Below are 26,324 nucleotides of genomic sequence, written 5' to 3'. Positions count from 1 at the left end.
CCCGGGTCGCATACGGACGGCAGGTGTCCAAGCGGTGGCCGGCCGACAGCCTGGCCCAGCTGCGGGAGGCCGAGCGCCTGTACGCCTCCGACCCACGGCTCGGCGGCACCGGCGACCCGGCGCTCCAGCGCACGCACAACCTTGGCAAGATGCAGCTCGATATCACCCTCTACGACAGCGGATACCTCAGGCTGATGCCCCGCACTGTGAGAGAACGGCTGATGTCAGATCGGTGCTCGTGCGGTGGTGGGCGTCGCCCTCCTCGTCACAGGCCCATGTCTGCCAGCCACTGAGTCGTGGTCCGGGGCGACGTCCAGCAGCTTATGGGCGGAGTGGCAGGTCAGCTCGAACTGTTCTGGGGTCGGATTCTGCCCCTAGGAGGGTCAGATCCTGATCCCTTCGGCGGCCTGTTCAGCGAGAAACCGGGCAGTGGCCGGCAGGTGGTAATACAGCTCTCCCCGTGGCCCCTTCCGTCCAGGGAGCGGGACCAGCTCCCCGCCGGCGATCAGCTTGGCCAGTGCTTCGGGCACCGCGGTGCGGGAGGCGTTCGCGGACGCAGCGGGCAGCGGTCCAAAGCGAGTGGAGGCCATGCTCAGCGGCTGCCAGACCCGTTCCAAGGCGAGCTGGTCGAGGGGCTGGCCGGAGAGGTGCTCGGCGAGGTAGCCGAGGATGAGGGCGGCCCGGTCGGTGTACTCGACCGCCTTGCCGGAAGGACGGTGCAGGGCCTCGTGGAGGACGCCGTCGCGCCCGTCCTGTGGGTCAAGTGCCGTAGAGGTTCTCCAGCTGGGCCCGCAAGGGGACGCTGGCTGTATGACAAACAAGGCGCCCGACTCTGTTGGGGCGCCTTGTGTTGCCAAGCCCCCTCGGGTGCTCTGCGTATCTGGGTGAGAGCGTGACACGTGATGCCTCATCAGCCAAGACGCTTATCCACCACCCCCTGTGGATAACCTAGTGAAAGCTGTTAAGACTTTACTTTGATCTGTGCACGGAGGCTTGGGTGCGGCTGTGCACAGGAGTGGGGATTCTACTCTTCTAGAGCCCTGACCAGCCGATTCTCTGCCTGTAGCCTGTGCGTGCGAGATGCTTCTGTAGATCGCGACAATTGGTGATGCAAAGTTTCACCGTGGAGCCGATCCCCAGCCACGACGGCGCTCTTTTCCTCAGCCAAGGTGCTTGCTGCTGTCGCGCGGTCGGGCCGGAGCGGGGCGGAGCCGGGCCGCGCGCCGCGCTTGCTAGGCGCTTGAACTCGTAGGCTCTCTTGGGCTGCGTGAGCATGGTCTTGGTGCTGCTGGTGACGGCCTGGGTGTGTAACAAGGGGTGGCCGATTGGCCATCGTGGTGGCGGAGCACCGTTCAGAGGAGTTGCTGCTGCCAGTCGGCGAAGGCGTCGCGAACCGCCGCGGCCTCCTCAGGAGTGAGGTTGTAGGCGGCGAACTGCTTGTCGGTGTACCGCTGGATACGACCGAGGGAATCGGCGAACATGCGGCGATCAAAGCCGGCGTCGTTCTGGGCGGCGAGTTCCATGAGCTGTTCGCGGGTGTAGCCGGCCTTCAACAGCCCTGCGACGTCGATGGCGTCGCGGACCTCGGCTCGGGTGAACAGTGCGCTGGTCTTGCCTGCGGCGACGTCATCGCGGTGGAGTACCGGGCCGAGGTCGGATTCGACTGGTGTGTGGCGCAGAAATTCGGCGACGAGCTCCACCTTGCTCTGCGTGCCTGAAGTTGGGTCGGTGACGTTCAACCTGGTGTAGGTGGGGGTCAGATGGGCCTGCTCAACGGTGTAGCCGGCAGCTTCGTAGGCAGCGGTGATCCGCTCCGCGGCCTGGCTCATCTCGTGACTCGCCCTCTCGAAGGGTGCGAAGAGGTCGACGTCGTCGCTGACTCGGTTGACGATGTGATGAGCCTGGACGGCGTAGCCGCCCGCGAGTGCGTATCCGTAGTCCTTAGCGAGCGCGTCCAGCCCAATGCGGATCAGCTCGCGGTGCAGCTCATCCACTAGGCAGCCGCTGTCGTCGTGCCGGACTCGCGGAGTTCTGGGAAGCGGGCTTCCCAAGCGGCCCTGACCGGGAGGGGAAGAAACAGGTTCTGCCATACCTGCCGCAGAGACGTCGCGTGCAGGTACGCACTGAGGTCGTCGCGTGTCTGGGCCTCGCGGATGACGCGCTCGTACATCAGCCGGAAGTCTGCCTCGTCGGCCAGGTCGTAGACGTAGCGCGGTCCCCAGTCGATGTGGCGTGGCAGTGTGACGCCACCGGTGGTGGGCCCGTCCAGCTCGGCGAGCGACTCCGGCAGCACGTACGGCTTCGCCGTTGCATACCTGCTCATGGCTCCAGCATGCCTGATGGGGCCTGCCAGCGGTGCTGGTATCGCAGCCGAGTGCACTACGGAGTGAACGTCGGCTGAGAGGCGACTGGTCGGTATGCCCGGCACCTGATCTGGCACGGGAGGCATAAAGAGGTCTAGACAGCAAACAAGGCCCGGGTCGCTGACCTGGGCCTTCGTCGTGGAGCGGGTGACGGGAATCGAACCCGCGCTCTGAGCTTGGGAATCACGTGGCGATCGACGCTGAGCATGCCGCTGACCTGCGTAAACAAGTGCTGACAGTGGGCTGGTGTACCTGCCGCAGTACCCGTCATTGACCGCTGTTCACCGCTCTATCTGGTGCGCTTCTGGTGCGGAACCCGGCGCACTGCCGACCAGCCCGCGCCGGTGTCCAGTCCCGCGAAGCGAGATCTCTCACCGCTACAGATCGGAGAATGGGGGGATCACTCGGGTGATCGCGATGAGGCGCAGTCGGGGGAGGGGCAGCGCGTAGAACCAACCGTCGACGAGCAGGGGGATGCGCCGTACTCCGCCCGGCACGCCCCGTCGCGGTCCTTGACCGAGATCCGTGACGTCAACGCCGACCTCGGCCAGTGCAACCATCTCGCCCGCGAGGCGTTCAACCTCGGCGACCACCTGCGAGGGCAGGCCCGACACGACGTGCTCGGCGTCCGGGTCATACTCCCAGCGCCATGGGTCCCGGTCGCTCACGCGGCTCCCTGCTCCTGGTCGACGCCGGCCTCAGCGCATGCTGTGTCAAGGATGCGGCCGATCTCCGCCGCGAGCTCGCGAGCCTCGTGGATATCGTCGATCTCGGCCGCACGGGCTTCCAGTGCCCGCAGGCGGGCGGCCCGTTCCGGGTGGCGTTCGATGGCGACGTAGACGGCCCACTGCCCGACGAAGCGACGCATGGGTGCCGCGCTCACCTGCTCTCGGGACTGCCGGAGTGCTGCGGCGCGCTCGGCGTCGAATGTCGGCAGTGCGTCTGGGGCGATCAGCGCAAGGGCAGCACGCAGTTCCTCAGGTGTGCTCGCCGGCTGGGCGATGCGGTGAGCTTCCGGACCGCTGTCGGCGATGTCGTGCATCGGATGTTCGGGCTGCGTGGTCATCGCGGTCTCCAGTAACGATCGGCAGGTCCGCTGTGCGTCCTACGGTACGTGTCCGGCCTGCTCGGGCGCATGGAGATGTGCTGGTCTGCTTTGGTTCACTCGGCGGGCTGATGACCGCAGCAACATTGACGGCGGCCGTCCTCCGCGGGCGTCTGGATCTTCCCAGAGCTTGTTTTCGGCGCCGTCCAGACTGTGGCGGATCAGCCGATGCTGCAGTTCGTCCACGAGGCAGCGGCTGCCGTCGTGCCGGGTTCGCGGAGCTCAGGGAAGCGGGTTTCCCAAGAGGTCTTGACCGGGAGGGGGAGGAACAGGTCCCGCCACACCTGTCGCAGTGATGCCGTGTGCAGGTATGCGTTGAGGTCGTCGCGTGTCTGAGCTTCGCGGATGACGCGTTCGTACATCAGCCGGAAGTCTGCCTCGTCGGCCAGCTCGTAGACGTAGTGCGGTCCCCAGTCGATGTGGCGCGGCAGCGTGACGCCACCGGCCGTGCGCGTCGCCTGATCGGACACGCAAGGGCACGGGAGGCGTAGAGAGGTCTAGACAACAAACAAGGCCCGGGTCGCTGACCTGGGCCTTCGTCGTGGAGCGGGTGACGGGAATCGAACCCGCGCTCTGAGTTTGGGAATCACAGGTTGATTGCGGCCGATCAACACGCTGACCTGCGTAAACAGCTCCTGATGCGACCTTGGGCGTGGGCTCCTGGTGGCCCGCGTTGACCGTGGTTTATCGCTCGTTCTGGCACGCATCTGGCACGGTGGAGCTGGTCCTGACGTCCGAGCCCCAATGATGAGTGAGTAGACAGTGATGGTCGAGCTCGACGAGCGATCCTGGTGCGATGCGATCGACATGTACGAACCTCGGGCGACCATCGCCAAGGTGACGAGCAGAGAGCACGAGAACTGGGTGCTCGACCTGTCCACCCTGATACGCGGTGACACCTGCGACGCCCGCGGCTGGCGCACGGTGGACATATGGGAGGGCGAACTCGAAAGGCTCGACGAACCGTCCTACCCCTTCGTCATGCCTCCAGAGGCCGTCGCGACGGCGGACGCCTGGAAGCCCTACCTGCATGAGATCCCGCGTTCTCAGGCCGTACGGTTCCTCGTGGCCCTTTCTACACCCTGGATCGACGTCACAAAGGAACCGGATTTCGAGGAGCGCAGGGAGGGCCTTGAAGTAAAGGCCCGTGTCATCCTGTCGCGCTTCCCTCAAGGCTCGCACTTCTACGCGAACACCGGGCACGGCAGCGACACCCGCGACTACTACCAACGGGTTTCTCAGTGGTACCCCTTTTCCGTACGCACCTTCGACTTCGGTTTGGTACTCGTGTCGGAGACGGAAGTCGGGATGGTCTGGTCATTTCGCTGACGTGATGCGATCCGTTTCCCGCGTGCCGTGCCCACCGGGCCCCGATCGCCGGAAGTACTTCGGCCAGCCATCGAGACGGGTCTTCACCGCAGTTCAGCGGCCTTGCCCCAAGATCGCGCAGCTTGGCATGACCCCCTTCCCGCCGACCTCGCCTCCGGTGATCTTGGCCTTCGAGTGCGTGTTGAGGATGGTGCCGTCCGGCAGGAAACACAGGGCCCGGGGCGTGCTGCTGCCGGCGAAGTGGGCCCCGAGCGGCTGGTAGACGATCCCGAGGTGGCCGGGGGAGCAGTGGAGCACGATCCTGTGAACGGTGGACCCGCCTGCCCGCCCGTGGTTGTGAACCCATCGAGCTTTGTTTAGTTGGTGATCCCAGGCCACAAAAGAGTTGTCTCGCCATTCGAGACGTTCGGCGCTCGGATGTCTCAAGTGGCGAGTCGGCGCCCCTCTATGAAGACGCTTTCGGGTGAGACGGGGCACGCGGAGGGCACGCAGACCTCCAAGAGGTCTGGACAACAAACAAGGCCCGGGTCGTTGACCTGGGCCTTCGTCGTGGAGCGGGTGACGGGAATCGAACCCGCGCTCTGAGCTTGGGAATCACCGGGCGGTCAACGCTGATCACGCCGCTGACCAGCGTAATCGAGTACTGACGGTGGGCTGGTGTGCCTGCCTCAGTACCCGTCATTGACCGCTGCTTACCGCCCTATCTGGTGCGCATCTGGTGCGGGGGGACGCTATGCGGTCGCTCAGGCTGCGTCCTGGAGCGACCACCCTGACTCACCTTGCAGCAGCCAGCGGGCCGATCGCATGCATGCAGGCTGCCCGGTAGTCGTTGATCAGCCGAGCCATGTGACTCGGGTGATCACAACCAGTTCGAGGCGTTCCAGCGCCATGAACATGAAAAAGCCCCGCCCACCGAAAATGTCCTGTGTTCGCAGACCTCCGCCGTGCGGGTTCCCGCGGCCGACGTCGACCGCGTCGCGGCCAAGGACCGTCAGCTGTTCAGCCAAGCGCTCCACCTCGGCCACGACTTCGTGAGGCAGGCCGTCCACGACATGCTCGGCATCGGGGTCATAGTCCCAGGTCCAGTTATCGCTCACGCGGAGATCTCATGGTGTGCCAGGTCCGTGATCTGTCGCATCTCGGCGAGTGCGGAGCGCACGGCCTCGCGGTCGGTGGCCTGTTCCGCCTCGGCTTCCAGTTCGCGCAAGCGTGCGGCGCGGGCCGGGTAGCGCTGGATAGCGACAAATTCTCCCCACCACTGCAAGAAGGTACGCAGTGGAGCGATGGTGCTCTGGGCAGCGGCTTGTTCGACCGCGCGGTCGAGGTGTTCGACGAAGGACGGTAGCTGGACGGGGGCGATCTGGGCGACCGCTGCGCGGAGCGCTGCCGGAGTGAGAGCCGGCATTGGAATCAGGGGCCCGTCAGGGGCAGAGGGCTGCTCGGTCATAGGAACGTCTCCTGGGCGGCGGTCTGCGTGATCATCGTGAGCCTGGCCGTTGTTGCGGACGCTGGACTGAGCCTACGCCTGGGCCTCCCCAGCCACACAACACCCGACGCATCCCGATCGCTTTGGTTCAGGTGTGATCGCATTCTGCTGGCTCTTGGTGCGTCGTCACGGGTTGACGGAGACGCCAGCGGCCCCGGGCAACGAAGAAGCCCCAGGACGCTGACCTGGGGGTTCTTACTGGAGCGGGTGACGGGAATCGAACCCGCGCTCTGAGCTTGGGAATCACCGGGCGATCAAGTATTGATGGATTTCTGACCTGCTGGAACGCTGCACATGTGGTGTCTGTTCCTGGCTCCGCGATGACCCTTGTTGACCGTGGATGACCGACCGTTCTGGCACGAATCTGGCACGGCGATACCTGCCTTGTAAGTTCGATTGCGGGTTGGCCTTGGCGGTGTCACCCATCGTCGTGACGATCAGGCGGGGGGTGCTCCAGTGTGCTCCTGTCCGGCGTCGTTGATGTCAGCCGTGGATGTCAGAGGACGCGTGCGGCACCACAGTCAGGACCAGGCTGCGCGGCGGGGCTCCCGGGGCAATGCGTCACAGCTACGCCTGTGCTGCCCTCCTGCGCTGGGCACAATCTCCCCATGACTCAGTGGTTGCTCCCGATATTGACGGCAGCATTGGGCTATGTCGTGCACTGGGCCCAACAGGCGCTCGCGTGGAGGCACGAGCACCGGGCGGAACAGCGGGCACACGTGTTCTCTATGAGGGAGAAACTGGTTACGCTCAGGGAGTTGACGGACATTGAGGACCACACCAGCACGCGGCCTGTAGCGCGCAGGCTTGCCAGCGACGCTGGCCTTCTCCGTGATGAAGCCCTCCGCGAGCGGGTCTCTCGAGACGTTCGCCTTATTGGACGCGCTTGGACTCGTCAGCGCCGAAAGCGGGCTTCGGATGAGTCCCTTTGGGTCAACACTTTCGTGGATGATGCGTATGAATGCCTCTCGGCAATGCTACGGGACGATGGGCTACCCGAAGAATCTGAGCAGACTCTCCTCTTCCTCTTTGAAGAAAGTTCGGCAGGTCGAGAGGCCATGGTGAAGTGGATGATGGGACCTGAACGAGCCAGCGATAGTGAGTGGCAGGCGGCCTTCGAACGCTGGAGGGCTGAGTACCAAAAAGGCAGGCGTCGCAGCTCCGGGATGCGAGGATCATGAACGCCTTCGAGCGCCTAAGGTGAGCGTCTGAAACATCAATCGAGGGTGAACGACCTCTGTTCAGTTCATGCGGTCAAGGTCGTTCTTCGGAGTGGTGACGGCTTGGCATCGCGACGCGGATTCTCCGCATGTTCGGGCATTAATGGATCATGCCCCTCTGCGTCCCGAAGCAGCTTGGGTGGATGGTTGGCCCTTTGGGGATTTCGAACGCTGGTTATCTTCAGTGTCGTTGACCGCCCACTGAGACGCATCAAACGTGCGGAGCGCTGATCGATCTACTGAAGGCCCGCCGCGAACAGGTCACCATCGCCCAAACCGAGGACATTGACTCCCTCCTTTGGGGGAAGTACACGCGCGCGCTAATGGGTAGCGTGAGTGTATGGGAAAAAGAAGAATACGAAGGGTGTCTCGGAGAGCGCTTAACGTATTTCGGTCACTGGTGGTTCAGGCGACTCTGGCGGCCCTCGTGTTCTTTGCCTTGGGCTGGCACTTCACCAAGTCAGACGCCAGCAGCCCTCCTCGCCTGCCGGAGCAACCTGACATCAGGATATCGGGACATCCGGATGCGGTCAGCGCCGACATCGAAGGCACACCTAAGAAAAGTGCACTGAATCTCACAATCGACTACGGGTCTACACCAAGACCGCTTAACTGGTGGGTATCTGCGTCGACTCGGGGGCTCGGTAGCCCTTGCGCCAAACCTGATGGCGCTAAAGTGGCCTATGCCGGGCCACACGGGGTACCAACAGTGGAGCCATGGGCGACGGTTATAATCTCGGGCACGATTCCCGAGGATTATTCGTGGCCGATAAGTATCCGTTTCTGCTGGCAGAACAGCGGCTCAAATGAATGGAGGCAAGGTCCGATTGTGAAAAGTGGCCCCTATCTTGCGGTTGCGCTCCCGGGCATAAACACTGAGTCGAGAAAAGACCTGGAGGTGAATGAATCCCTGCGAATGAAAGATCTTCGTAAATACATGATCCAGGTAGGGCAATCACCTACGAGAATAACCTCAGTTGGCATTATGCGTGGTGGTGTTGGCGCGGAGGAGGTCGACAAGTGGATCTGGGAAGAAAGTGGTCGCAACCTTCCTCCCGTCAGCTTGGCTGTAAACCTCGCCGAGACCCAAAAAGAGGCGGCTAGTGAAGCGTTCTCGCTCACCTTTCTCTCAGCCTTCTTTGCTGCGCTAGTCACTTTCTTGGTCGAGTTCTGTGCCATCTTCGTCAAGGATGCAGAGAACAGTGACGCCATAACGGCGGAGGGCCATGACGGCCGATCGGGCTAGCGCCTGAGGGCGGCGGAGCGGCTTTGGGCTGGAGCTGCTTTGGGGCGAGAGATCATGGCCCCGTAAGCTTCCGGCGCGTCGGGCAGTCTGTGGACCTGCCCGCTAAAGCACGACGTTGGGGCCATGATCTTAGAGGCTCGCCCCAAAGTGGCTGCGTAAAGCCGTGGAGCCGACCGCCCCAGCCACGACGTACCCCTTCTCTGACGCCAGGCGGCTGCTTGCTGTGCGCGCGGCATGGGCGGCGGCCGGGCTGGAGCGGGGCGGAGACAGGAGCGCAGGCCCGGCCGGGGGACGGGCCGCGCGCGCCGCGCTTGCGCGGCGCCTTGAACCCGTAGAGAAGGTTGTAACTCACTGCTTGCGCTTGGCGCGTTCGTGCTCGATGTACTTCATGACGAACTGGGCGCCCTCAATGATCCGTTGAAGCTTGTCGAGCACGTCTTCGCGGGCCGTCTGCATGAGTTGTTCCGGTGATGGGGTGCCCTCGCTGGTGTCGGCTGGGGTCCAGAAGGTCTTGTGACTGCGGTCGTGGACGATCTGCTGACACGTGCGGATGACCCAGTTCATCGCCACGGTGATCTCGTCACGGTGGAGCTGGTCCATCTCCCAGCCGTCGTTGCGGCCCGAGGTCGGTGGGGTGGTCATCCGGCCCCTCCTTGTAGGGCGAGTGCGGTTGGGGTGAGGAGTTCGGCTGTGACTGTGCGGCCGTGTTCGTCGCCCGTGATGCCGAGGTGGTTGGCGAGGGCCATGACGATGCTCAGGCCCCGGCCGTGGGTGGCGTCCTGGTCCGGCTCGATCGGGTGAGGCTTCCCCGGCTGGCCTCCGGCGTCGGTCACGGAGATCGCGACGACCTGAGTGGACAGGGCCAGAGCGACATGGAAGGTCCCTGTGGGGCTGCCGCTGTCGGTGTGGGTCACGGCGTTGGTGCTCAGCTCGCTGACGATGAGCGTGGCGATCTCGGCGCATGGGTGGCCGTGGAGGATGTCGCGGGTCCCGCGGCGGGCGCGGCCGATCTCTTCTGGAAATCCTGGGCAAGTCAGTCCCCAGGCACGAACGCTACTCATATACTCGTGCATACAAGTTCCTCTGTGCTGGTAGGCGGCCATGGGCTATGGGTTCGTGCTAGATGAGTCGAACGCCGTCGTGGGCGCGGACGGCCGGCGGGGTCGTGTGGTCGAGCGCGTCCAGGACGCGGATCGCGTACGCCTCGTCGGCCAGCTCGATGACCTCCTCGCGGGTGGCCCAGCGAAGTGCGCGGGTCTCCGCTCCGGTGGTCGGGGTGCCGTCGATCGCCTCGCAGCGGAAGACCATGGAGACGATCAGGCGGGTCATGTTCTTGTAGACGCCGGTGAGAGTCGCGGGAAGCGCGATCTTGATTCCGGTCTCTTCGAGGACTTCGCGCTGAAGTGCGTCGGGGATGGTTTCTCCGGGTTCCAGCACGCCGCCGGGCGGTTCCCACTTACCGTTGTCCCGCCGCTTGATCAGCAACGCGCGACCGGCGTCGTCGACGATGACCCCGGCGACGCTCACGGAGTGCGGGCGCTCAGTGCTCACGTTCCTCTGCCCTCCCGGCTGGCTAGGCTCTCCACCGTAGCAACCAGGGTCAGCCGCTCGTCTAGACACCTAAAGGAGTACAAACACAATGCCTTCCCTGACTTCCATCCTGGGCGCGCTGGACCCCACCAGCGATCGGGCCGTGTTCCGGCAGATCGCCGACCGGCTCCGCGAAGTGATCGACAAGGGCCGCTTCAAGGAGGGCGACAAGCTGCCCTCGGAAACTGAGCTGGTCGAGCACTTCGGCGTCTCACGGATGACCGTCCGCAACGCCCTGGCCCTGCTCCAGCAAGAAGGGCTCGCAGTCTCCGAACACGGCAAGGGCGTCTTCGTCCGGCCCCGACCGCCCGTGCGGCGCCTGGCCTCCGACCGCTTCGCGCGGCGTCATCGTGATCAGGGGAAGTCGGCGTTCACCGTGGAGGCGGAAGCTGCGGGAAGCCGCCCCGAGGTGGACAGTCTGGAGGTCAAGGAGGAGCGGCCCTCGCAGGACATCGCCGCTCGGCTCGGCTCTCCCCGGAAGGTGCTGGCCCGGCGGCGCCGGTATCTGCTTGACGGGCGGCCGGTGGAGTTCGCCACCTCGTACCTGCCGCTCGACCTGGCCCGTGACACTCCAATTGCCCAGCCGAATCCGGGGCCTGGTGGTATCTACGCCCGGCTGGAGGAGATGGGGCACCGCCTGGACCACTTCGACGAGGAGATCCGCGCCAGGATGCCCTCGCCTGCCGAGGTACGGACGCTGCATCTGGCCTCGGGTGTGCCGGTGATCCATCTGGTCCGTACGGCCTTCGATGGTGAGGGGCGGGCGGTGGAGGTCTGCGACACCGTGATGGCCGCTGACGCGTACGTCCTCTCCTACCAACTGCCCGCCACCTGACAGGCCCGCCGGATGGCGCACTGCGCGGCTGTGGTGGGCCGCTTCTCTCAACTCGTACACACGCAGACGCATACTCGTATAGACGAGTGGGCAAGTTGTGTGGCGTGGTGGTCCCCGTTCCCGCCCGTTCGGGTCGGAGGACGGCAACTCATCTAGACGACTAGATGGTTGAAGTGTGAGAGAAGGAGAAGCAGTTGCGTTCCATCCGTGTTGACGTGTCTGCCGCGACGATCCTGCTGACCGAGGCGCCTGAGCCGAAGGTGAAGGACAGGCAGACCCGCGAGATCGCCAAGGATGCCCAGACCGGTGAGGTGCTGATGCGACTGGGGGTCGTCTTCATCGATGGCGGGGAGTCCTCCCTGCTTCAGGTGACCGTGCCGGAGAGCGGGGTGACCGACGGGCTTGCTCTTGGATCGCCGGTCACGCTGATCGGTCTGGTCGCTCGCCCTTGGGAGAGCGTGTTCAACGGGCAGCAGCGGCACGGCATCGCCTACCGGGCCGACGCCATCGCCCCGGCCGTCATACCCGTGGGTGCGGGAGCCTGAGCCCGATGACCGATGTGACGACGCTGATGGAGGTGGGTGGCCCGGTTGCCGCGACGGTCGGCGGGGCCGCCTACCTCCGGGCCCGGCATCCGGCCGCGTACTGGTCCACCATCGGCCTGCCGGTCTCCACGGTGAAGCTACTCGGCTCGTACGGGGCGGTCATGGACGCCTGCGGGCTGACCGTGCCACCGTCCCGGTTGCGGGCCTGGGCGATACACGCGCTCACTCGTCGGGAGGTCCGGCCGGTCCCGCCTCGCCGGGGGATCATCCGGCCGACGTCGACCGGGCTGCGGGTCCGGCTGCGGCTGGCCCCGGGACAGGAACCCGCCGACGTGGCGGCCTCGGCCGAACGGCTCCGGCACGCCTGGGGCGTCCACGGCGCGTATGTCGAGGAGATCAAGCCCGGTGTGGTCGAGCTGCGGCTGATCGGCTTCGACGTCCTGCGGAAGGTCCGGATGCCCCGCAAGACGGCGGGCGGGTTCCTCAAGGTGCCGGTGGCGCTGCGGGAAGACGCCACGCCGTTCATGCGGGACTACCGGGCCATCCCACACCAACTCACCCTCGGTGCGACGCTGTCCGGGAAGTCGATGTTCCTGCGGCACCTGATCAGCGGCCTGACGCGGCAACCGGTCGCACTGGTCGGGATCGACTGCAAGCGGGGGGTGGAGCTGGCGCCCTTCGCACCGCGCCTGTCGGCCCTGGCTACTGACCCTGTGCAGGCGGCCGAGCTGCTGCCGGTGCTCGTTGAGTTGATGGAGGACCGATACGACCTGATCAAGGCCCGGCAGGGCATCGCCCTGAGCACTCCGGACGAGGAGATCACTTCTGACATCTGGGGCTTGCCGGAGGATGAGCGGCCGGTGCCGGTGGTGCTGCTCGTGGACGAGGTGGCCGAGCTGTTCCTGATCGCCACGCGGAAGGACGAGGAGAGGCGGGACGAGATGGTCACCCAGCTCATCCGGCTCGCCCAACTCGGCCGCGCGGCGGGCATCTACCTGGAGGTGTGCGGACAGCGCTTCGGCGCGGAGCTGGGCAAGGGAGCCACCATGCTCCGTGCTCAGCTCACCGGCCGTGTCTGCCACCGCGTGAACGATGAAGCCTCCGCCAAGATGGCGCTCGGCGACATCGCCCCGGAAGCGGTCGGCGCGGCCTGCGCCATCGCACCCGAGCGGCCCGGCCTCGCGGTCGCCGGGGACACCTCCGGCGGCTGGTCTCGCATCCGCACCCCCTATCTGTCTCTCGCCGACGCTGCGGCTACCTGTCGCGACAACGCGCACCTGGTGCCGGATCTGCCCGCGCTCAAGCCGTTCAGGCCCGCCGTGCCGGCCGTCCCGGTGAGCGCTCCCGTTTCGCTGGTCAAGCCCGTTCCGGCTGCCGAGTAATCCAGCATCGCCCGGTCGGCGTGACCGTTTCGCGCCATGTGCGTACCCCTGCCATGCCTGATTCCGGAAGGAGACTTCCCGTGCGCGCTCATCTGGCGCGTGTTGACGCGGTGCTCGTGCAAGCGGTCATCGCTGCCGCGTTGTCCTTCGCTCACCTGCATGACCTGGCCTCGGCGGCCGGGCAAGCCGGGTGGAAGGCGTGGGCCTATCCGGTGTCCGTTGACCTGCTGCTCGTGGCGGCTTGGCGGCGGTTGCGGTCCGGATCATCCAAGGCGGCTGGGTGGTGCTGGTTCGTCGTTGCCCTGGCTGCGTCCCTCGGGGCGAACGTCGCCACCGCCGGGCTGCTCGAGTTGGACGACGTACCGGCCTGGCTGCGCATCCTCGTCGCCGGATGGCCCGCCGTGGCCTTCCTCGGCGGAACCCTGCTCGCCCACACCGCGCCCGCCGTCGAACCGGTGCCGGAGGCTGTCGAGCCGGGAACCGCGGGGCCAGTCGCCGAGCCGGAGCCTGAGCCGCAGTTGCCCGCGCCGCATGTCCCGGCCGCCCTGGTCACCTACGCCCGCAAGCTCGCCGACGAACATCACGTCCGCACCGGTTCGCCCATCGACCGTGACACCCTGCGCGCCCGCCTCGGCGTCCCTGCGCCGCTCGCTGATGCCATCGCTGCCCGTCTCTGAGAGGAGTACCACCCTCATGCTTCGCCGCTTCCGCAACATCGCCCGTATCGGCCCGGTCCGTGTCGGCACCGCCTACGACCAGCGGGGCCGTGAGAAGCACACCGCCGTATGCACCGCGCCGCGCTGCGACTTCTCCGCCGACTACACCACCCGGGCCGCTGCCGAGTTGGCTGCCCGTACCCACCGCTGCCCCGTCCGCTGAAAGGGGATCCCCCGTGACTGTCAGCCTGCCGCTGGTCTTCGTCCTGGGCGCCGTCACCTGGTTCGCGATCAAGTTCCTCGGCGTCCGTGTGTGGGTGGTCGTCGTGATCGCCCTGTTCGGCTTCTGGCTCTCCCACACCGTGCTCGCCCCGGTCATCGAATCCGGTACGCGCTCCGGCGTGGACGTCGTCAACCGCTAGCGCCAATCACCTAGACGAGTAGCTGAGAGGAGATTCATCGTGTTCCGACCCAAGTTTCCCGAGGCCCCTGCCCTGCCCTCCGCTCACGTGATCAGCTCGACCGTCCCGGCCGTCCAACACGGGCACGCCCCGGCCTGCTCCTGCCAGCACACCGCCCCCGCGCCTGCACCCGCTCATCGGATGGTGCCCGGGCTCAGCGCTGGGACCGTCGCCGCCGTGGTCACCGTCGGCATCGTCCTGACGGCTCTGCTCGCCGCTGTCGCCGTCACGGCCATCTCCGTCGCGGTCGCCGCCGTCGTCATGCGCTCACTGCTCAGCAATCAGCGGCGCCGCTGAACCACCACACGACTGCCGGGGAGGCCTCGATACCGCCAAGCATCCGCCGCCCCGGCAGCCCAACCCCTCACGACTCAAGAGCCGAAAGAGGAGATAGCCATCATCACCCGCACCACCCCGCCACCGCTGCCCGAACTGGGCACCCTGGCAGCACTCGGCACCATGCCCGCCCTGCTCCGTCAACTCTCCGGCCTCGGCGGCTGCACCAACCCCATCCGCCTCGACGGCCACCGCACCGAACACGAGGTGAACAAGGACACCGGCGAGATCGGGCGTGTACTCCGTCACCTGGACTCCGCCGAGCTGCCCGCCGGGCATCTGCTGGTCCGCTGCAACAACCGCCGCGTCACCCGCTGCCCGGCCTGCGCCGAGACCTACCGCCGCGACACCTTCCACCTGATCACCGCCGGACTACGCGGCGGCAAAGGCACCCCCGAGGAGGTAGCCACGCACCCGCGCGTCTTCGCCACCTTCACCGCTCCCAGCTTCGGCCCAGTCCACAACCGGCCCACCGGGCCCGGCGGCACGGTCCGGCGCTGCCGCTGCGGCGTCCGTCACGACCAGGACGACACGGCGATCGGGTCTCCGCTCGACCCGGACACCTACGACTACGAAGCCGCGGTGCTCTGGAACGCTCATGCGGGGCTGCTGTGGCGGCGCTTCTCGATCTACCTGCGGCGGGAGGTCGCCAAGCGGGCCGGGCTGACTCAACGGGCCTTCCGCGACTACGCCCGGCTGTCCTTCGCCAAAGTCGCGGAGTACCAGAAGCGCGGCGCCGTCCACTTCCATGCCGTGATCCGGCTCGACGGTCCGGAGGGAGGTGACACCCCGCCGCCGGCCTGGGCCACCACCGAGCTGTTGAGCGACGCCATCCGTGCCGCAAGGGCAAAGGCAGAGGTGAAGGGGCCCCTGATCAATGGGCGGTCTCACCGCTTCGCCTTCGGCCGCCAGCTCGACGTACGGCCCATCCGCGGGCCCGAGCTGGACGGCGGAACGGCTCTCACTGACCGGGCGGTGGCCGCGTACATCGCCAAGTACGCCACCAAAGGCGCCGAGACAGCGACCGGCGCCCTCGACCGGCCGATACGGCTCATCGCCGAACTCGCGCAGATCGACGTCCCCGAGCACACCCGCCGCCTCATCCGCACGGCCTGGGCCCTCGGCGCCCGCAAGGACCTGGAAGGCCTCCGGCTCCGCGCCTGGGCTCACATGCTCGGCTTTCGAGGCCACTTCTCTACCAAGTCGCGTCGGTACTCAACGACTCTCGGGGCTCTTCGTGAGGCTCGCGCTACGTGGCGTCGGGTCCAGGTCGCCACCGGGCTGGAGCAGGAAGAAACCACGCTCGTCCTCGCCCACTGGGCCTACGCCGGAACGGGCCTCACCCCCGCTGAGGAATGGCTCGCCGCCACCATCGCCCCCGCCCCTGGAACGGAAGGAGAACCAACCCATGCGTGACCGGTACCTCAGCGTCAGAGAGGTCGCCGAGCTGCTGGGCACCACCGATCGTTTCCCTCGGCGGCTGGTCGCCGAGCGGCGGATCACCTACGTCAAGGTCGGTCGCCACGTGCGCATCCCGGAAAGCGTCATCCGCGAGTACATCGATGCCCACACCGTCCGGCCGGTACAGCCTCGGCGGCCGCGCCTCGGGAGGGCTGCCTGATGGGGAACAAGAAGGGCAACCGGCGCCGCTTCGGCTCGGTCCGTCAGTACCGGTCCGGGCGTTGGACCGCGAGCTACCTGGCGCCGGACGGGCAAGAGCAGCGTTCCCCTGGGACGTTCGACACCAAGAGGGACGCTGAGGTCTGGCTGTCTCAGGTTGAGGCGGACCTGACGCGCGGGGACTGGCAGGACCCCAAGGCGGGCGCCGTCAACTTCGAGGAGTACGCCTTGCGGTGGGTGAAGGAGCGTGGGCTTTCGCCCACCACCGAGGAGTTGTACCGGCGCCTCCTGCGGCTGCACATCCTTCCCACCTTCCGGGCCTGGGACCTGGACGAGATCACGCCTCCGCGCGTCCGCACGTGGCGCGCTGAGCGTTTGGAGTCGACCGGGACAACGACCGTCGCGAAGTCGTACCGGCTGCTGAAGGCCATTCTGGAAACGGCCGTTGAGGATGAGCTGATCCGCCGCAACCCGTGCCGGATACGCGGTGCGGGCAAGGAGTCCGCCCGTGAGCGGCCAATAGCCACCGTTGAGCAGGTGGATGCCCTGGCCGACGCGATCGGGCCCCGGTGGCGGCTGATGGTCTACATCGCCGCGTACGGCCCTGCTCGCCCCGAGGAGCAGGCCGAGCTGCGGCGGCCGGACGTGGACCTCGATGCGGTCGGCGTGTGGGTGCGCCGGGCCGCGCCGGAGCTGACGACTGGGCGGCGCGTCGTCGGCGAGACCAAATCGGAAGCGGGGAAGCGCTTCATCGTGCTTCCGGCCTTCATGCGCAAAGACCTGGAGCGGCATCTGAAGTGGTTCGCCGAGAAGGAGCCGAACGGGCTGCTCTTCGTCGGGGAGAAAGGGGCGCCGTTCCGGCGGTCCTCCTTCGGGCGCAAGTGGCGGCGGGCGCGGGCGAAAGTAGGGCTCCCCGACAACTTCCGTTTTTACGATCTTCGTCACACCGGGCACACCCTCTCGACCCAGTCCGGCGCGACGCTCAAGGACACCATGGTCCGCGCTGGGCAATCCTCCGAGCGGGCCGCGCTGATCTACCAGCACTCGACCACAGAGCGGCAGAAGGAGGTGGCCGCCGGGATCGACGCCCGGGTGCGAGCCGACCGGCAGAGAGCCGCTGACGTGGCATCTGGTGCGGATCTGGTGCGGGACGCCTAAAGAGGTCTAGACAACAAACAAGGCCCGGGTCGCTGACCTGGGCCTTCGTCGTGGAGCGGGTGACGGGAATCGAACCCGCGCTCTGAGCTTGGGAAGCTCATGTTCTACCATTAAACTACACCCGCGAGAGACACCATCCGTCGGTGTCGCATCGTCGCACACTGTACCCCAAGCCTGACCCCCGGCGCATTCGCCGTGGGGTTTTCGTGCTTTTCGGGCGGATTCGTCAGGGGCTCGGGGTAGGGCGGGGTGGAAGGGAAGCGGCTATAAGGGTGGGGCAGTTGGGGCGTACGGTGGGGGGCGGAGTGCCGTGTGGAGTGGTGGGTGGTTGATCCCCTAATGTGGCTTTTGTTGTCCACGTTTATGGGGAAGGGACTTATGGAGCGCACCGTCGTCCGTTGTGCCGAAGGGCACGTGTTCAGCACCGCTTCGTTCCCGATGCAGCACCTCACCGTCGACCGGATCGGCCCCGGTCGGCTGCTGCGCTGTCCGCGTTGTGCGCGGTTGCGGCAGGCGGTGCCAGTGGCGGGTGGGAAGCGGTAGCGGTCGCTGCCGGCTTCTGGATCATTGCGACGGGGCCCGGTCCGACTGGGCCGGGCCCAGGTCATGGGTTGTGTTTGCGTATCCTCGTTGCGTGCTTCTCTCAGACAAGGACATCCGGACCGAGATCGACGCCGGACGAGTACGGATCGATCCGTTCGATCCGGTGATGGTGCAGCCGTCGAGCATCGATGTGCGGTTGGACCGCTTCTTTCGGGTGTTCGAGAACCACCGTTATCCGCATATCGACCCGGCGGTGGAGCAGCCGGATCTGACGCGGCTGGTGGAGCCGGAGGGGGATGACGCGTTCATCCTGCACCCCGGGGAGTTCGTGCTCGCCTCGACGTACGAGGTGATCTCGCTGCCGGATGACATCGCCTCGCGGCTGGAGGGGAAGTCGAGCCTGGGGCGGCTGGGGCTGCTGACGCACTCCACCGCCGGGTTCATCGACCCAGGTTTCTCGGGGCATGTGACTCTGGAGCTGTCGAATGTGGCCACGTTGCCGATCAAGCTGTGGCCGGGGATGAAGATCGGGCAGCTGTGCATGTTCCGGCTGACCTCGCCGGCCGAGCATCCGTACGGGTCGGAGCGTTACGGCTCCCGCTACCAGGGGCAGCGCGGGCCGACGCCGTCGCGGTCGTACCAGAACTTCCACCGGTCGAAGGTGTGAGCCGGGGTGGGTGAGCAGCGGGAGAACCTCACGTACGAGCGCTTCGGCACGGCGGTGCGGGAGCTGGCGCAGACGATCGCGGACGACGGGTACGAGCCGGACATCGTGCTGTCCATAGCGCGCGGCGGGGTGTTTGTCGCGGGTGGGCTGGCGTATGCGCTGGATTGCAAGAACATCCATCTGGTGAACGTCGAGTTCTATACCGGCGTGGGGACCACCCTCGACATGCCGGTGATGCTGGCGCCCGTGCCCAACGCGATCGACTTCTCCGAGAAGAAGGTCCTGATCGCGGACGATGTCGCCGACACCGGCAAGACGCTGAAGCTCGTCCGTGACTTCTGCGTCGGCTCGGTCGCCGAGGTGCGCAGCGCGGTGATCTACGAGAAGTCGCAGTCGCTCGTGAAGTGCGAGTACGTCTGGAAGCGCACCGAGGCTTGGATCAACTTCCCCTGGTCGGTTTTGCCTCCATGCCGTAAGTCTGGCACCCCCATTACGCCCTCAAAAGACGCACTTGAGTGACCTCGGTCACTGCGTCTGAGACATGGAGATGCCCCGCCCGGCTGCCTCGGAACGGCAGGTGGACGGGGCGGCTCCGGGGCTCAGACGCGGCCCAGCCTCCGGGCGGCTATGGCCCGCTCGGCCTGCCGTGCGGGGGCACAGCGCGGGCACTCGCAGGGTGGGAAGGTGCCCGGGTTATTGAGGATCGTCACCGGGTCACCTGCGCGGATCATGCGAGTCGGCCCGAATGTCCGGCCGCCGTCGCGGCTCACTCGGATCGTCATTAACGAGCGTGGCTCGCCGTTGGCGCTCACCGGATGTGCTCCCTGATCCACTCGGCGAGCTGGGGCGCGTCGTCGGTGGGGCTCCGGGGTATGAAGCCTGCCGCCTCGGTCGCATTGGTCGGGTAGTCCGTTGTCGTCCGCTCGCTGGTCGCCATGCCGCCAGCGTGGCGGGCTGGTGGCCTACGCCACAGGGACGCAACGTCCTAATCTCAACACGCTATGTAGTGATCCCCAGGAACTCGGCGAGCTTGCGCAGGCCCGGCGGGTGGGAGGGAGATCCCCACAGGTCGCTCACTATCGCGACGGCGAGAGTGTGGTGTCGCGTCCATGCCGGGGCGACGCGCCGTAGCGACTCAAGGGCCCTGACAGCCCCTGGGGCGTCCCCCAGATCGGTGTGGGCGCGTGCCACGTCGAGCAGTAGCCACGTACGCCATGAGGGTGGCGTGTCCTTGCTGAGTCGCATCCCGCGCGCCAGCGTCAGGGCTTCTTCCGGTCGGGCGTGCTGGACGGCGAGACGGACGCGTTCGATGCGTACGGATGACCGGCTGAACACCGACACCAGCTTGCCGTTCTCCGGGGGTGGGAGGGTGGCCAGTCGACCGGCCGCGCGTTCTGCCGTGGTCATCATGTCGTTGGCCGTGTCGTAGTCACCGCTGCGGGCCGCGCTCGTCGCTGCCGACATGAGTAGTCCGCCCCACACGCGGACCCCTTCGGCAGTGTGGCCGTGGTCGCGCTCCACGCCGTCGGCGGCGTAGACGGCCAGGTGCTCGGCGTCGTCCAGTCGATTCTGCCGCTGGTAGGCCCATGCGACGGAGTTGGACACCATCGGAGTCAGCAGCGGATCGGACGACTGCCCGGCCGCCGTGATGGCCCGCTCAAGGCTGGACAGCGCCAGATCGGACTTTCCCAGCCGGATGGCAAGGTGGCCGCCCAGTTGCAGCGCCTTGCCCAATGCTGCATGCCCGGCCGCTCGCTGGTCCGCTGTTCCGACGGTGGCGGCGAGACGGGCGTCGGTGATGATGCCCGGGAGTAATTCCATGAGGCGGCCGAATTCAGCCGCGTGGTAGAGGGTCCATGCCTCCGCCAACTCAGCACGCAGAAGGGGCAGGGACAGCGGCTCGGCTCCTGAAGGTTCCGGGGGCGGCGCGAACAGCGGGGGCATGATCGCGCGTCGTACCGCGACCAGTGCGGGAGGGTCCGCCTCGCCGTTCGACGGCACGCCGGGCGGGTCTCCCAAGAGGCTTGTCAGCTCGACGCCCAGCCCGTCGGCGAGCGCGTGAAGGGTGGGCAGGCGTGCGCTGTGCTTGCGCTTCTGCTCCAACTTGCGGATCACGTCCACGGAGATGCCGGAACGCTCCGCCAAGCCTTCCTGGGTCAGGTCGGCGAGGCGGCGCAGACGACTCACGCGGTCGCCCAGGTGCTCGGAAGCCATGGCTCTACGGTACGGCCGACGCCGCGTCATGGGCGGGCCGTAGGGGGAGTGGTGCGCTCTGGGCACGCCGCCGGCCGTAGAGGCTTTGGGCGGGAGCTGCCACGGGGCGAGAGAGCAGGGGGCCTTACGCTGGCCCGGCGAATCGGGCGGGCTGTTGCCCTGCCCGCGTTTGCGACCGATTGGCCCCCTGTTCTTAGAGGCTCGCCCCGTGGTGGCTGCGTAAAGCCTCGGAGGCCGTCGGCCCCGGCCACAACGCCCCAGCCCCCGACCGGCGGGGTGCTGGTGTCTCCGGTGGCTCATGGCGGGTTGGGAGTGCGGGCGGTGGGCGCCCGACGGGACCGGCCGCCAGGCCGCAGCCCGGCGGGGCGGCCTTACCGCCCGGCGCGCCGCAGGCGCGCCTTCCGCGCGAGCATCCGCCCGGGGGCGCTGCGCTTGCGTTCGGCCACCACCGCGCAGACCGCTTCCCACTCGATGCGAAAGCAGCCACCATTCAGGCCGCCCTGCGTGAGCGGCAGCTCGGCCTGCCCGAGCAGGTCACCTCCGCCTACGCGGCCACCGCCACCGCCCACGCCCGGCTGGTCATCGCACTCAACGAACAGATCACCGAGCTGGAAGAGCAGGTGAAGACCCATTTTCTGACGCACCCGGACGCTAAGATCTACCTCTCGATGCCTGGCATCGCGGAGATCACCGGCGCCCGGGTGCTCGCCGAGTTCGGAGACGACCCCACTCGGTACGCCTCCGCGAAGGCACGCAAGAACTATGCCGGCACCAGCCCCATCACCCGGGCCTCCGGCAAGAGCCACACCGTCCAGGCCCGCTACGTCCGCAACAACCGCCTGGCCGACGCGCTCCAGACCCAGGCCTTCTCCGCTCTGCGCGCCTCACCCGGCGCCCGCCGCTACTACAACAGACAACGAGCCCGTGAGGTCGGCTACAACCCCGCTCTCCGCCAGCTCGGCAACCGCCTCGTCGGCATCCTCCACGGCTGCCTCAAAACCCGCACCACCTACGACGAAGCAACCGCGTGGTCACACCACGCCTACCCCCAGCCCGCTTGACACCCCAACGACATGGGGTGTCTGACCTGTGCTGCCCAAGGCGAACGCGGGGCGAATACAGGTGAGGGGCCCTGGTGGGCCCCTCTTCGTGTTCCTTACAGCGTCCTACGGCTTTCTTACAGCGTGCCCAGCTTCAGCAGCGACAGCAGCGCGATCAGCTGGATCGCCGACGCCCCCAGTGCCTTCTGCCACGGTAGGTCGTGCGACTTGCTCACCATGGACGTGAACAGCGCGCCCGCCGCCAGCCAGGTCACCCACCCCAGCACCTGCACCGTCGGGCTGTCCCCGCCCAGGAAGAGCGCGAACAGCAGCCGTGGCGCGTCCGTGATGGACATGATCAGCATCGACAGGCCGATGGTCGGGGCGTACGAGCCGTCGCCGCCCAGCTGGCGGGCCAGGGTGTGGGTGACCGCGCCCAGGATCAGGCCGCTGATCACGACGGTGACGCCGGTGACGAGGATCCACGGGATGCTGTTGCCCATCGAGGCGTTCAGCACGTCCTCGCGGGCCTGGTCGAAGCCGAAGACCACGAGCAGGCCGTAGACGAACGTCACGATGAGGGCCGGGCCCCACACCGCGTAGTCGCGCATCTGCCAGAAGGTGGCCGACGGGCGCAGCACGATGCCGCTCAGCAGCTGCTTCCAGGGCAGGCGGGGGCCGGCGGGCGGGGCGGTGGAGGAGCCGGCGCGGTAGGTGTTGCCGTAGCCGTCGTCGTACGAGCCGGGGCCCGGGCCGGGGCCGTAGCCGGGGTCCTGGGCGTACGGGTCGTAGGCGTCGGGCGCCTCGCCGATGCTGAACTGCTGGGTATGGCCCGGATTGTTGTTGCTGTACGAGCCGCCCTGGCCATGGCCCGGGGCATGGCCCTGCGGGGGGCCGTGGTACGGGTCCTGGCCGCCGAAGTACTCCGGCTCTCCCTGCGACGCGGGCTGCTGCCACTGCGGCGGCTGCTGGCCGTACGGCGGCGCCTGCCGACCGTACGGCTGCTGCTGCGGTGGTTGCTGCTGCCCCTGTTGCGCGGACCGGGAGTCCCGTCCGCGTCCGATCCTGAATCCAGCCACGATTCGAACGTACCCGGTCGTAGGGACTGGGGTGCCGGACCTCTCGGAACAGGTCCGGCATTGCGGCCGAGCTGTGACATCCCCTAGGGGGACCCTGAGGGGTTTTCCCCCGGTGGGGGGTGGGGCCTGCCGGTCAATCGCCGTCGGCGGCGAAGGGTTTGCCGCTGAACGCGATCTTGTCGGCGGTGCCATCGGTGATCCACCACCACTCGGGCCGGTCCCCGTACAGGGCGAAGACGGGGTCGCGGCCCCAGGCCAGGACGGCCTCGTCCTTGCCGTCGTGGTCGAAGTCCCCGGCGCCGTGGAGCCGGGCGGCGCGCCGGGCCTTGCGGATCTTCTCGCCGTCCACGCGGGCGGGGGCGGTACGGGTCAGGGTGTGGCGGCTTGCGATGGCGCCCGGGGAGTCGGGCTGGATGGTGATGATCTCGATGCCGCCCGCCTCGAGCGCCACGGCCAGCTCGTCGGTGCCGTCGCCGTCGGTGTCGGCGGCGGCCAGGCCGCCCGACATGTTCACGATCTTGATGGGCTGGGGTGCGGCGTCCCGGGTGGCCGGCGCGTCCTTGGCCGCGTCATGCAGTGCCTTCTTGGTGTAGACGCTCAGCGTGTGGTCCACGTCCGGCGCCTCCGTCTCGTAGCCCGGCTCGTCGTTGCGGGTGCCGCTGTTGCCGACCGCCACGTCCCGCAGGCCGTCCCCGTCGAAGTCGCCGAAGGCGATCGCGTTGCCCTTGCGCAGCGTGTGGCCGGTGCGGTCGAGGCCGTCCGGGCCCGCCGTCAGCAGGACGGAGGCGGACTGGTCGTCGTCGTTCATGGCGTGCACCACAAGGTCGGTGGGCCGGTCGCCGTCGATGGCGTCCGCGAACAGCTCGCTGATGTCGCCGTCGTTGTCGTCGCTGTCGAGCGGTGTCTGGTACGGCACCGTCCTGACGGCCCTGCCGTCCCGGCCGAACGGCCCGTGGAGCAGGAGGAAGGACGTGCGGTCCGCGCGCACCACCGCCAGGTCGTGGTGGCCGTCCCCGTCGAAGTCGCCGACCGTCGGCCGTCGCAGGTCCACGCTGTCGTCGGGGCCGGTCAGCGGGGCGCGGGTGGCGGCGGCGCCGCGCCGTGGGCCGTCGGCGGCGCCCCAGGTGATGTACGGGACGGTCCGTACGGTGGTGTGGGCGCGGTCGGACTCGGCCTCGCTGAGCCGCTCGCTGACCGGGGTCACCAGGTCGGCGTAGCCGTCGCCGTCGAGGTCGGCCGTGGCTGTCCCGGTCGTGTCCACGGACGGTACATCCGGGCCGCGGGCGGGCAGGCCGAGGTCCTCGCGGGTGAGTACGGTACGGGTGGCGGGGTCGAGGCCGCGGGACGAGCCGTGGACGAAGGCGAGCAGGGTGGGCCGGGCCTCCTCCTTGTTCCCGACGAGCGGGAGCGCGAGCTCGGGATAACCGTCGCCGTTGAGGTCATCGGGCAGTTCGCTGCCCTTGCCCCGGGGGACGGGCGCGGTCGCGGTGGGGGGTGATGACCGGGGCGCCGGAGCGGGCGTCACCGGGCGCCGTGGCCCGCTCACCCCCCTTCTGGCCCTTTGCGTCCTTCGGGCCGTCGTCGCCGGAGCCGCACGCGGTGATCAGCGCCGCCAGGGTCACCGCGGCGCAGGCCAGGGCCGCGGGGCGGCGGGCGGTCGGGGTCGTTCGGCTGCGGCGGGGCATGTGGGGGGCTCCTGGGCGTGCTTGTTCAGTCTGTTTGTTCAGTCTGTTTGGTTCGGCGCTTGTTTCGGTGTTCGGGAACGTGGGGTCAGTTGGCCAGCACCGAGCCGAACTCGCTGTCCGTGTACGTGAAGCCGAACTTCGGCGCGCTGAAGGACGTGGCCCCCGTCGTCGTGATCCCGCCGCGCGCGCCGCGCAGCGCCCACACCGCGCCGTCCGCCGTGGCCCCGGGGGTGACGTCCTCGCCCCTCGCGCTGATGGCCACGTCCGCCCGGCCGTCGCCGTTGAGGTCGGTGGCGCGGAGGGCCGAGCCGAAGTGGTCGTCCTTCTCCCCGGCGCCGGGGACGCCGGTGGTGTCCTGGTGCAGCGCCTGGGCGCCAGTCCCGGTCAGGCCGCTCGCGCCGCCCTTGAGCAGGACCACGGACCCGACCCCGGCCACCCCGTCGACCTCCTCGCCGGGCACGCCGACCGCCAGGTCCGCGTATCCGTCGTCGGTCACGTCGCCGGCCGCGAGGGCGGCGCCGAAGTGGTCCACCCACTCGTCCGCCCCGGGCACCCCCGCCGTGCCCTGGTGGATGAGGACGGGGCGGCGGCCGGTGCCGAGGCCGTTCTGCGCGCCGTAGTAGACGGTGATCTGGCCGGCGGAGGCGGACGGGTCGTCCACCGAGTCGGGGCAGCAGTTGGTGCCCGAGCCGGTGACCAGGTCGGCGCGGCCGTCCTTGTCGAAGTCGCCGACGGCGGCCGACTCGGGGACGGCTGAGGCGCCGTTGGTCAGTTCGCGCTGGAACTCGACGCCGGCCGGGCCGCCGCTGTAGACGGCGGTCCAGGCGCCGCTGGTCTCGTCCGCGTCCTGCGAGCCGTAGACGACGATGTCGCTGCTGCCCGATCCGGTGAAGTCGCCGGTGGCCAGGGCGTGGGGGTTCTCCCGGACGGAGTCGGTGACGGGCATGGCGGCGGAGGGTGCGGTACGGGTGAAGCCGTCGGCGTACGGCACCAGGCTGGTGCCGGTGAGCACGATGAGGTTCTGGCCCTGGTCGCCGTCGATGTCGGCGACAGCGACGTCGATGCCGAAGGGGTCGCCGACCGGAACGCCCGCCCGGTCGTCGGGGACCGCGGTGCCGCCGTTGGTCAGGCCCTGAGAGCCGCCCCAGAGGACGGTGACCGAGCCGGTCCCGGCGCTGCCGTCGGCGGCCTTCTCGCCGCTGGAGGCGACCACGAGGTCGTCGTAGCCGTCGCCGTCCAGGTCGCCGCTCGCGACGTCGGAGCCGAAGCCGTCGCCCGCCTCGGGGCTGCCGGGGACACCGGTCGTGGCCTGGGTGAGGGTGGCGGAGCGGGACGGAGCGACGCCGTTCGCCGAGCCGTAGAGCACCACGACGCTGCCGGCGCCGACTTGGCCGTTCACGGGGGCTTTGGGGGTGGCGGTGACGAGGTCGGCGTAGCCGTCGCCGTTGAAGTCGTGGTCGAAGTCGTCCCGGAGGGAGGCGCCGGCGCTGGTGGTGCGCTGGTCGGTCGCTTGGGTGGTGTGGCTCGCCGCGGGCCGGGCGTCGGTGAGCGCCGTGTGGACGGCCGGGGTGCCGAGGGTGCCGACGGCGATGGCCGCGATGGCGATGGCGATGGCCAGGTTCCGTAGCCGCGAGGTGGACAAGATAGCTCCCAGTTGTCGGGAAGAGGCGGAGAGTCGGAGAAGCGGAGCGAGGAACTCCTGGCGGGTGTGACTCACGGGGCGTCCGAAGGGTTGCGCGTCCGTGGTGCGAGGGTGTTGTGAAG

32 protein-coding genes, 1 tRNA gene and 1 pseudogene are annotated in these 26,324 nt (G+C 67.8%); 15 read left to right on the top strand and 19 right to left on the bottom strand.

The window, feature by feature from the left end; all coding sequences use genetic code 11:
- Window positions 1-383: 383 nt before the first annotated feature.
- From PV419_RS13520 to PV419_RS13495, 6 genes and pseudogenes are all read right to left on the bottom strand, one after another.
- Window positions 384-822, bottom strand: a pseudogene (locus PV419_RS13520) (serine hydrolase domain-containing protein); the annotation flags it as partial.
- A gap of 530 nt (window positions 823-1,352) precedes the next feature.
- The gene (locus tag PV419_RS13515) at window positions 1,353-1,994 is read right to left on the bottom strand and encodes a nucleotidyl transferase AbiEii/AbiGii toxin family protein (protein ID WP_319688263.1); all 642 of its coding nucleotides are present in this window, start codon (window positions 1,992-1,994) and stop codon (window positions 1,353-1,355) included.
- Window positions 1,994-2,323 carry a hypothetical protein gene (locus PV419_RS13510; protein WP_319688258.1) on the bottom strand — a complete coding sequence of 110 codons (330 nt, stop codon included), beginning with the start codon at window positions 2,321-2,323 and terminating at the stop codon, window positions 1,994-1,996. Before PV419_RS13510 ends, PV419_RS13515 begins: the two co-directional genes overlap by 1 nt.
- A gap of 417 nt (window positions 2,324-2,740) precedes the next feature.
- Complete coding sequence (locus PV419_RS13505) at window positions 2,741-3,031, bottom strand: hypothetical protein (protein WP_319688253.1); 291 nt, start codon at window positions 3,029-3,031, stop codon at window positions 2,741-2,743.
- A complete protein-coding gene (locus PV419_RS13500) occupies window positions 3,028-3,429 on the bottom strand; it encodes a DUF6247 family protein (RefSeq protein WP_319688246.1) in 402 nt (133 codons plus the stop codon). Before PV419_RS13500 ends, PV419_RS13505 begins: the two co-directional genes overlap by 4 nt.
- Window positions 3,430-3,629: 200 nt before the next feature.
- Window positions 3,630-3,938, bottom strand: coding sequence for a hypothetical protein (locus PV419_RS13495; RefSeq protein ID WP_319688243.1), 309 nt, complete (start codon window positions 3,936-3,938; stop codon window positions 3,630-3,632).
- A 295-nt stretch (window positions 3,939-4,233) separates the two neighbouring features.
- Between PV419_RS13495 and PV419_RS13490 the strand changes: the two genes are divergently transcribed.
- Window positions 4,234-4,797 carry a hypothetical protein gene (locus PV419_RS13490; RefSeq protein ID WP_319688239.1) on the top strand — a complete coding sequence of 188 codons (564 nt, stop codon included), beginning with the start codon at window positions 4,234-4,236 and terminating at the stop codon, window positions 4,795-4,797.
- A 93-nt stretch (window positions 4,798-4,890) separates the two neighbouring features.
- On the opposite strand, the gene PV419_RS13485 is transcribed toward PV419_RS13490, so the two are convergent.
- The 3 genes from PV419_RS13485 to PV419_RS13475 all read right to left on the bottom strand — a co-directional run bounded on the left by PV419_RS13485 (window position 4,891) and on the right by PV419_RS13475 (window position 6,244).
- Window positions 4,891-5,094, bottom strand: coding sequence for a hypothetical protein (locus tag PV419_RS13485; protein ID WP_319688234.1), 204 nt, complete (start codon window positions 5,092-5,094; stop codon window positions 4,891-4,893).
- 536 nt (window positions 5,095-5,630) lie between these two features.
- Window positions 5,631-5,894: a hypothetical protein gene (locus PV419_RS13480; protein ID WP_046088645.1), complete on the bottom strand. Its 264-nt coding sequence runs from the start codon at window positions 5,892-5,894 to the stop codon at window positions 5,631-5,633.
- Entirely contained in the window at window positions 5,891-6,244 is a 354-nt protein-coding gene (locus PV419_RS13475; RefSeq protein WP_319688223.1) for a DUF6247 family protein, read from the bottom strand. The genes PV419_RS13480 and PV419_RS13475 overlap by 4 nt, the downstream gene beginning before the upstream one ends.
- 1,686 nt (window positions 6,245-7,930) lie before the next feature.
- Between PV419_RS13475 and PV419_RS13470 the strand changes: the two genes are divergently transcribed.
- The gene (locus PV419_RS13470; protein WP_319688222.1) at window positions 7,931-8,749 is read left to right on the top strand and encodes a hypothetical protein; all 819 of its coding nucleotides are present in this window, start codon (window positions 7,931-7,933) and stop codon (window positions 8,747-8,749) included.
- Between the two features lie 348 nt (window positions 8,750-9,097).
- Here PV419_RS13470 and PV419_RS13465 read toward each other — a convergent pair whose 3' ends face one another.
- From PV419_RS13465 to PV419_RS13455, 3 genes are read right to left on the bottom strand one after another with little or no spacing between them, the layout of a single operon-like run.
- Entirely contained in the window at window positions 9,098-9,391 is a 294-nt protein-coding gene (locus tag PV419_RS13465; protein ID WP_319688221.1) for a hypothetical protein, read from the bottom strand.
- Window positions 9,388-9,822: an ATP-binding protein gene (locus PV419_RS13460; RefSeq protein ID WP_319688220.1), complete on the bottom strand. Its 435-nt coding sequence runs from the start codon at window positions 9,820-9,822 to the stop codon at window positions 9,388-9,390. The genes PV419_RS13465 and PV419_RS13460 overlap by 4 nt, the downstream gene beginning before the upstream one ends.
- Window positions 9,823-9,868: 46 nt before the next feature.
- Complete coding sequence (locus PV419_RS13455) at window positions 9,869-10,276, bottom strand: NUDIX hydrolase (RefSeq protein WP_319689043.1); 408 nt, start codon at window positions 10,274-10,276, stop codon at window positions 9,869-9,871.
- A gap of 112 nt (window positions 10,277-10,388) precedes the next feature.
- On the opposite strand from PV419_RS13455, the gene PV419_RS13450 reads away from it, so the two are divergent.
- The 10 genes from PV419_RS13450 (at window position 10,389) to PV419_RS13405 (ending at window position 17,332) form a co-directional block, all read left to right on the top strand.
- Window positions 10,389-11,174 (top strand): GntR family transcriptional regulator, encoded by a 786-nt coding sequence (locus tag PV419_RS13450; RefSeq protein WP_319688219.1) that lies wholly within the window; start codon window positions 10,389-10,391, stop codon window positions 11,172-11,174.
- A gap of 194 nt (window positions 11,175-11,368) precedes the next feature.
- Window positions 11,369-11,719 (top strand): hypothetical protein, encoded by a 351-nt coding sequence (locus PV419_RS13445; protein ID WP_319688218.1) that lies wholly within the window; start codon window positions 11,369-11,371, stop codon window positions 11,717-11,719.
- Window positions 11,720-11,724: 5 nt separating this feature from the next.
- Window positions 11,725-13,101, top strand: a complete 1,377-nt coding sequence (locus tag PV419_RS13440; protein ID WP_319688217.1) for an FtsK/SpoIIIE domain-containing protein — start codon at window positions 11,725-11,727, stop codon at window positions 13,099-13,101.
- Between the two features lie 80 nt (window positions 13,102-13,181).
- A complete protein-coding gene (locus PV419_RS13435; RefSeq protein WP_319688216.1) occupies window positions 13,182-13,778 on the top strand; it encodes a DUF2637 domain-containing protein in 597 nt (198 codons plus the stop codon).
- A gap of 16 nt (window positions 13,779-13,794) precedes the next feature.
- The gene (locus PV419_RS13430; protein ID WP_065962461.1) at window positions 13,795-13,980 is read left to right on the top strand and encodes a mobile element transfer protein; all 186 of its coding nucleotides are present in this window, start codon (window positions 13,795-13,797) and stop codon (window positions 13,978-13,980) included.
- A gap of 13 nt (window positions 13,981-13,993) precedes the next feature.
- Entirely contained in the window at window positions 13,994-14,179 is a 186-nt protein-coding gene (locus PV419_RS13425; RefSeq protein ID WP_065962463.1) for a hypothetical protein, read from the top strand.
- 39 nt (window positions 14,180-14,218) lie between these two features.
- Window positions 14,219-14,515: a hypothetical protein gene (locus PV419_RS13420; RefSeq protein ID WP_319688215.1), complete on the top strand. Its 297-nt coding sequence runs from the start codon at window positions 14,219-14,221 to the stop codon at window positions 14,513-14,515.
- A 162-nt stretch (window positions 14,516-14,677) separates the two neighbouring features.
- Complete coding sequence (locus tag PV419_RS13415; RefSeq protein ID WP_319688214.1) at window positions 14,678-15,970, top strand: replication initiator; 1,293 nt, start codon at window positions 14,678-14,680, stop codon at window positions 15,968-15,970.
- Window positions 15,963-16,175: an excisionase family DNA-binding protein gene (locus PV419_RS13410; protein ID WP_065962465.1), complete on the top strand. Its 213-nt coding sequence runs from the start codon at window positions 15,963-15,965 to the stop codon at window positions 16,173-16,175. The genes PV419_RS13415 and PV419_RS13410 overlap by 8 nt, the downstream gene beginning before the upstream one ends.
- Window positions 16,175-17,332: a tyrosine-type recombinase/integrase gene (locus PV419_RS13405; RefSeq protein WP_319688213.1), complete on the top strand. Its 1,158-nt coding sequence runs from the start codon at window positions 16,175-16,177 to the stop codon at window positions 17,330-17,332. The genes PV419_RS13410 and PV419_RS13405 overlap by 1 nt, the downstream gene beginning before the upstream one ends.
- Before the next feature lie 51 nt (window positions 17,333-17,383).
- On the opposite strand, the gene PV419_RS13400 is transcribed toward PV419_RS13405, so the two are convergent.
- Window positions 17,384-17,457 (bottom strand) — tRNA-Gly (locus PV419_RS13400).
- 509 nt (window positions 17,458-17,966) lie between these two features.
- On the opposite strand from PV419_RS13400, the gene dcd reads away from it, so the two are divergent.
- Window positions 17,967-18,542 (top strand): dCTP deaminase, encoded by a 576-nt coding sequence (dcd, locus tag PV419_RS13395; RefSeq protein WP_319688212.1) that lies wholly within the window; start codon window positions 17,967-17,969, stop codon window positions 18,540-18,542.
- A gap of 6 nt (window positions 18,543-18,548) precedes the next feature.
- Window positions 18,549-19,061, top strand: coding sequence for a phosphoribosyltransferase (locus PV419_RS13390; RefSeq protein WP_319688211.1), 513 nt, complete (start codon window positions 18,549-18,551; stop codon window positions 19,059-19,061).
- Between the two features lie 289 nt (window positions 19,062-19,350).
- Here the strand turns inward: PV419_RS13390 and PV419_RS13385 are convergent, their stop codons facing one another.
- The 3 genes from PV419_RS13385 to PV419_RS53255 form a co-directional block, all read right to left on the bottom strand.
- The gene (locus PV419_RS13385; protein WP_319688210.1) at window positions 19,351-19,479 is read right to left on the bottom strand and encodes a hypothetical protein; all 129 of its coding nucleotides are present in this window, start codon (window positions 19,477-19,479) and stop codon (window positions 19,351-19,353) included.
- A gap of 62 nt (window positions 19,480-19,541) precedes the next feature.
- The gene (locus PV419_RS13380; RefSeq protein ID WP_319688209.1) at window positions 19,542-20,756 is read right to left on the bottom strand and encodes a helix-turn-helix transcriptional regulator; all 1,215 of its coding nucleotides are present in this window, start codon (window positions 20,754-20,756) and stop codon (window positions 19,542-19,544) included.
- Window positions 20,757-21,127: 371 nt separating this feature from the next.
- Window positions 21,128-21,388 carry a hypothetical protein gene (locus PV419_RS53255; RefSeq protein ID WP_415925299.1) on the bottom strand — a complete coding sequence of 87 codons (261 nt, stop codon included), beginning with the start codon at window positions 21,386-21,388 and terminating at the stop codon, window positions 21,128-21,130.
- Between the two features lie 36 nt (window positions 21,389-21,424).
- Between PV419_RS53255 and PV419_RS13375 the strand changes: the two genes are divergently transcribed.
- Entirely contained in the window at window positions 21,425-21,817 is a 393-nt protein-coding gene (locus PV419_RS13375) for a transposase (protein WP_415925298.1), read from the top strand.
- A 116-nt stretch (window positions 21,818-21,933) separates the two neighbouring features.
- On the opposite strand, the gene PV419_RS13370 is transcribed toward PV419_RS13375, so the two are convergent.
- The 3 genes from PV419_RS13370 to PV419_RS13360 form a co-directional block, all read right to left on the bottom strand.
- Window positions 21,934-22,878: a Yip1 family protein gene (locus tag PV419_RS13370; RefSeq protein WP_319689041.1), complete on the bottom strand. Its 945-nt coding sequence runs from the start codon at window positions 22,876-22,878 to the stop codon at window positions 21,934-21,936.
- A gap of 130 nt (window positions 22,879-23,008) precedes the next feature.
- On the bottom strand, window positions 23,009-24,421 hold the full coding sequence (locus tag PV419_RS13365; protein WP_319688208.1) for an FG-GAP repeat protein: 1,413 nt from the start codon (window positions 24,419-24,421) through the stop codon (window positions 23,009-23,011).
- A gap of 224 nt (window positions 24,422-24,645) precedes the next feature.
- A complete protein-coding gene (locus PV419_RS13360) occupies window positions 24,646-26,202 on the bottom strand; it encodes an FG-GAP repeat protein (RefSeq protein ID WP_319688207.1) in 1,557 nt (518 codons plus the stop codon).
- Between the last annotated feature and the right edge of the window lie 122 nt (window positions 26,203-26,324).

It is taken from the genome of Streptomyces sp. ME19-01-6 (assembly GCF_033793745.1).
Lineage (GTDB): Bacteria > Actinomycetota > Actinomycetes > Streptomycetales > Streptomycetaceae > Streptomyces.
Note: the sequence above shows the minus strand (reverse complement) of the source record. Positions and strands in the feature narration are given on the sequence as shown.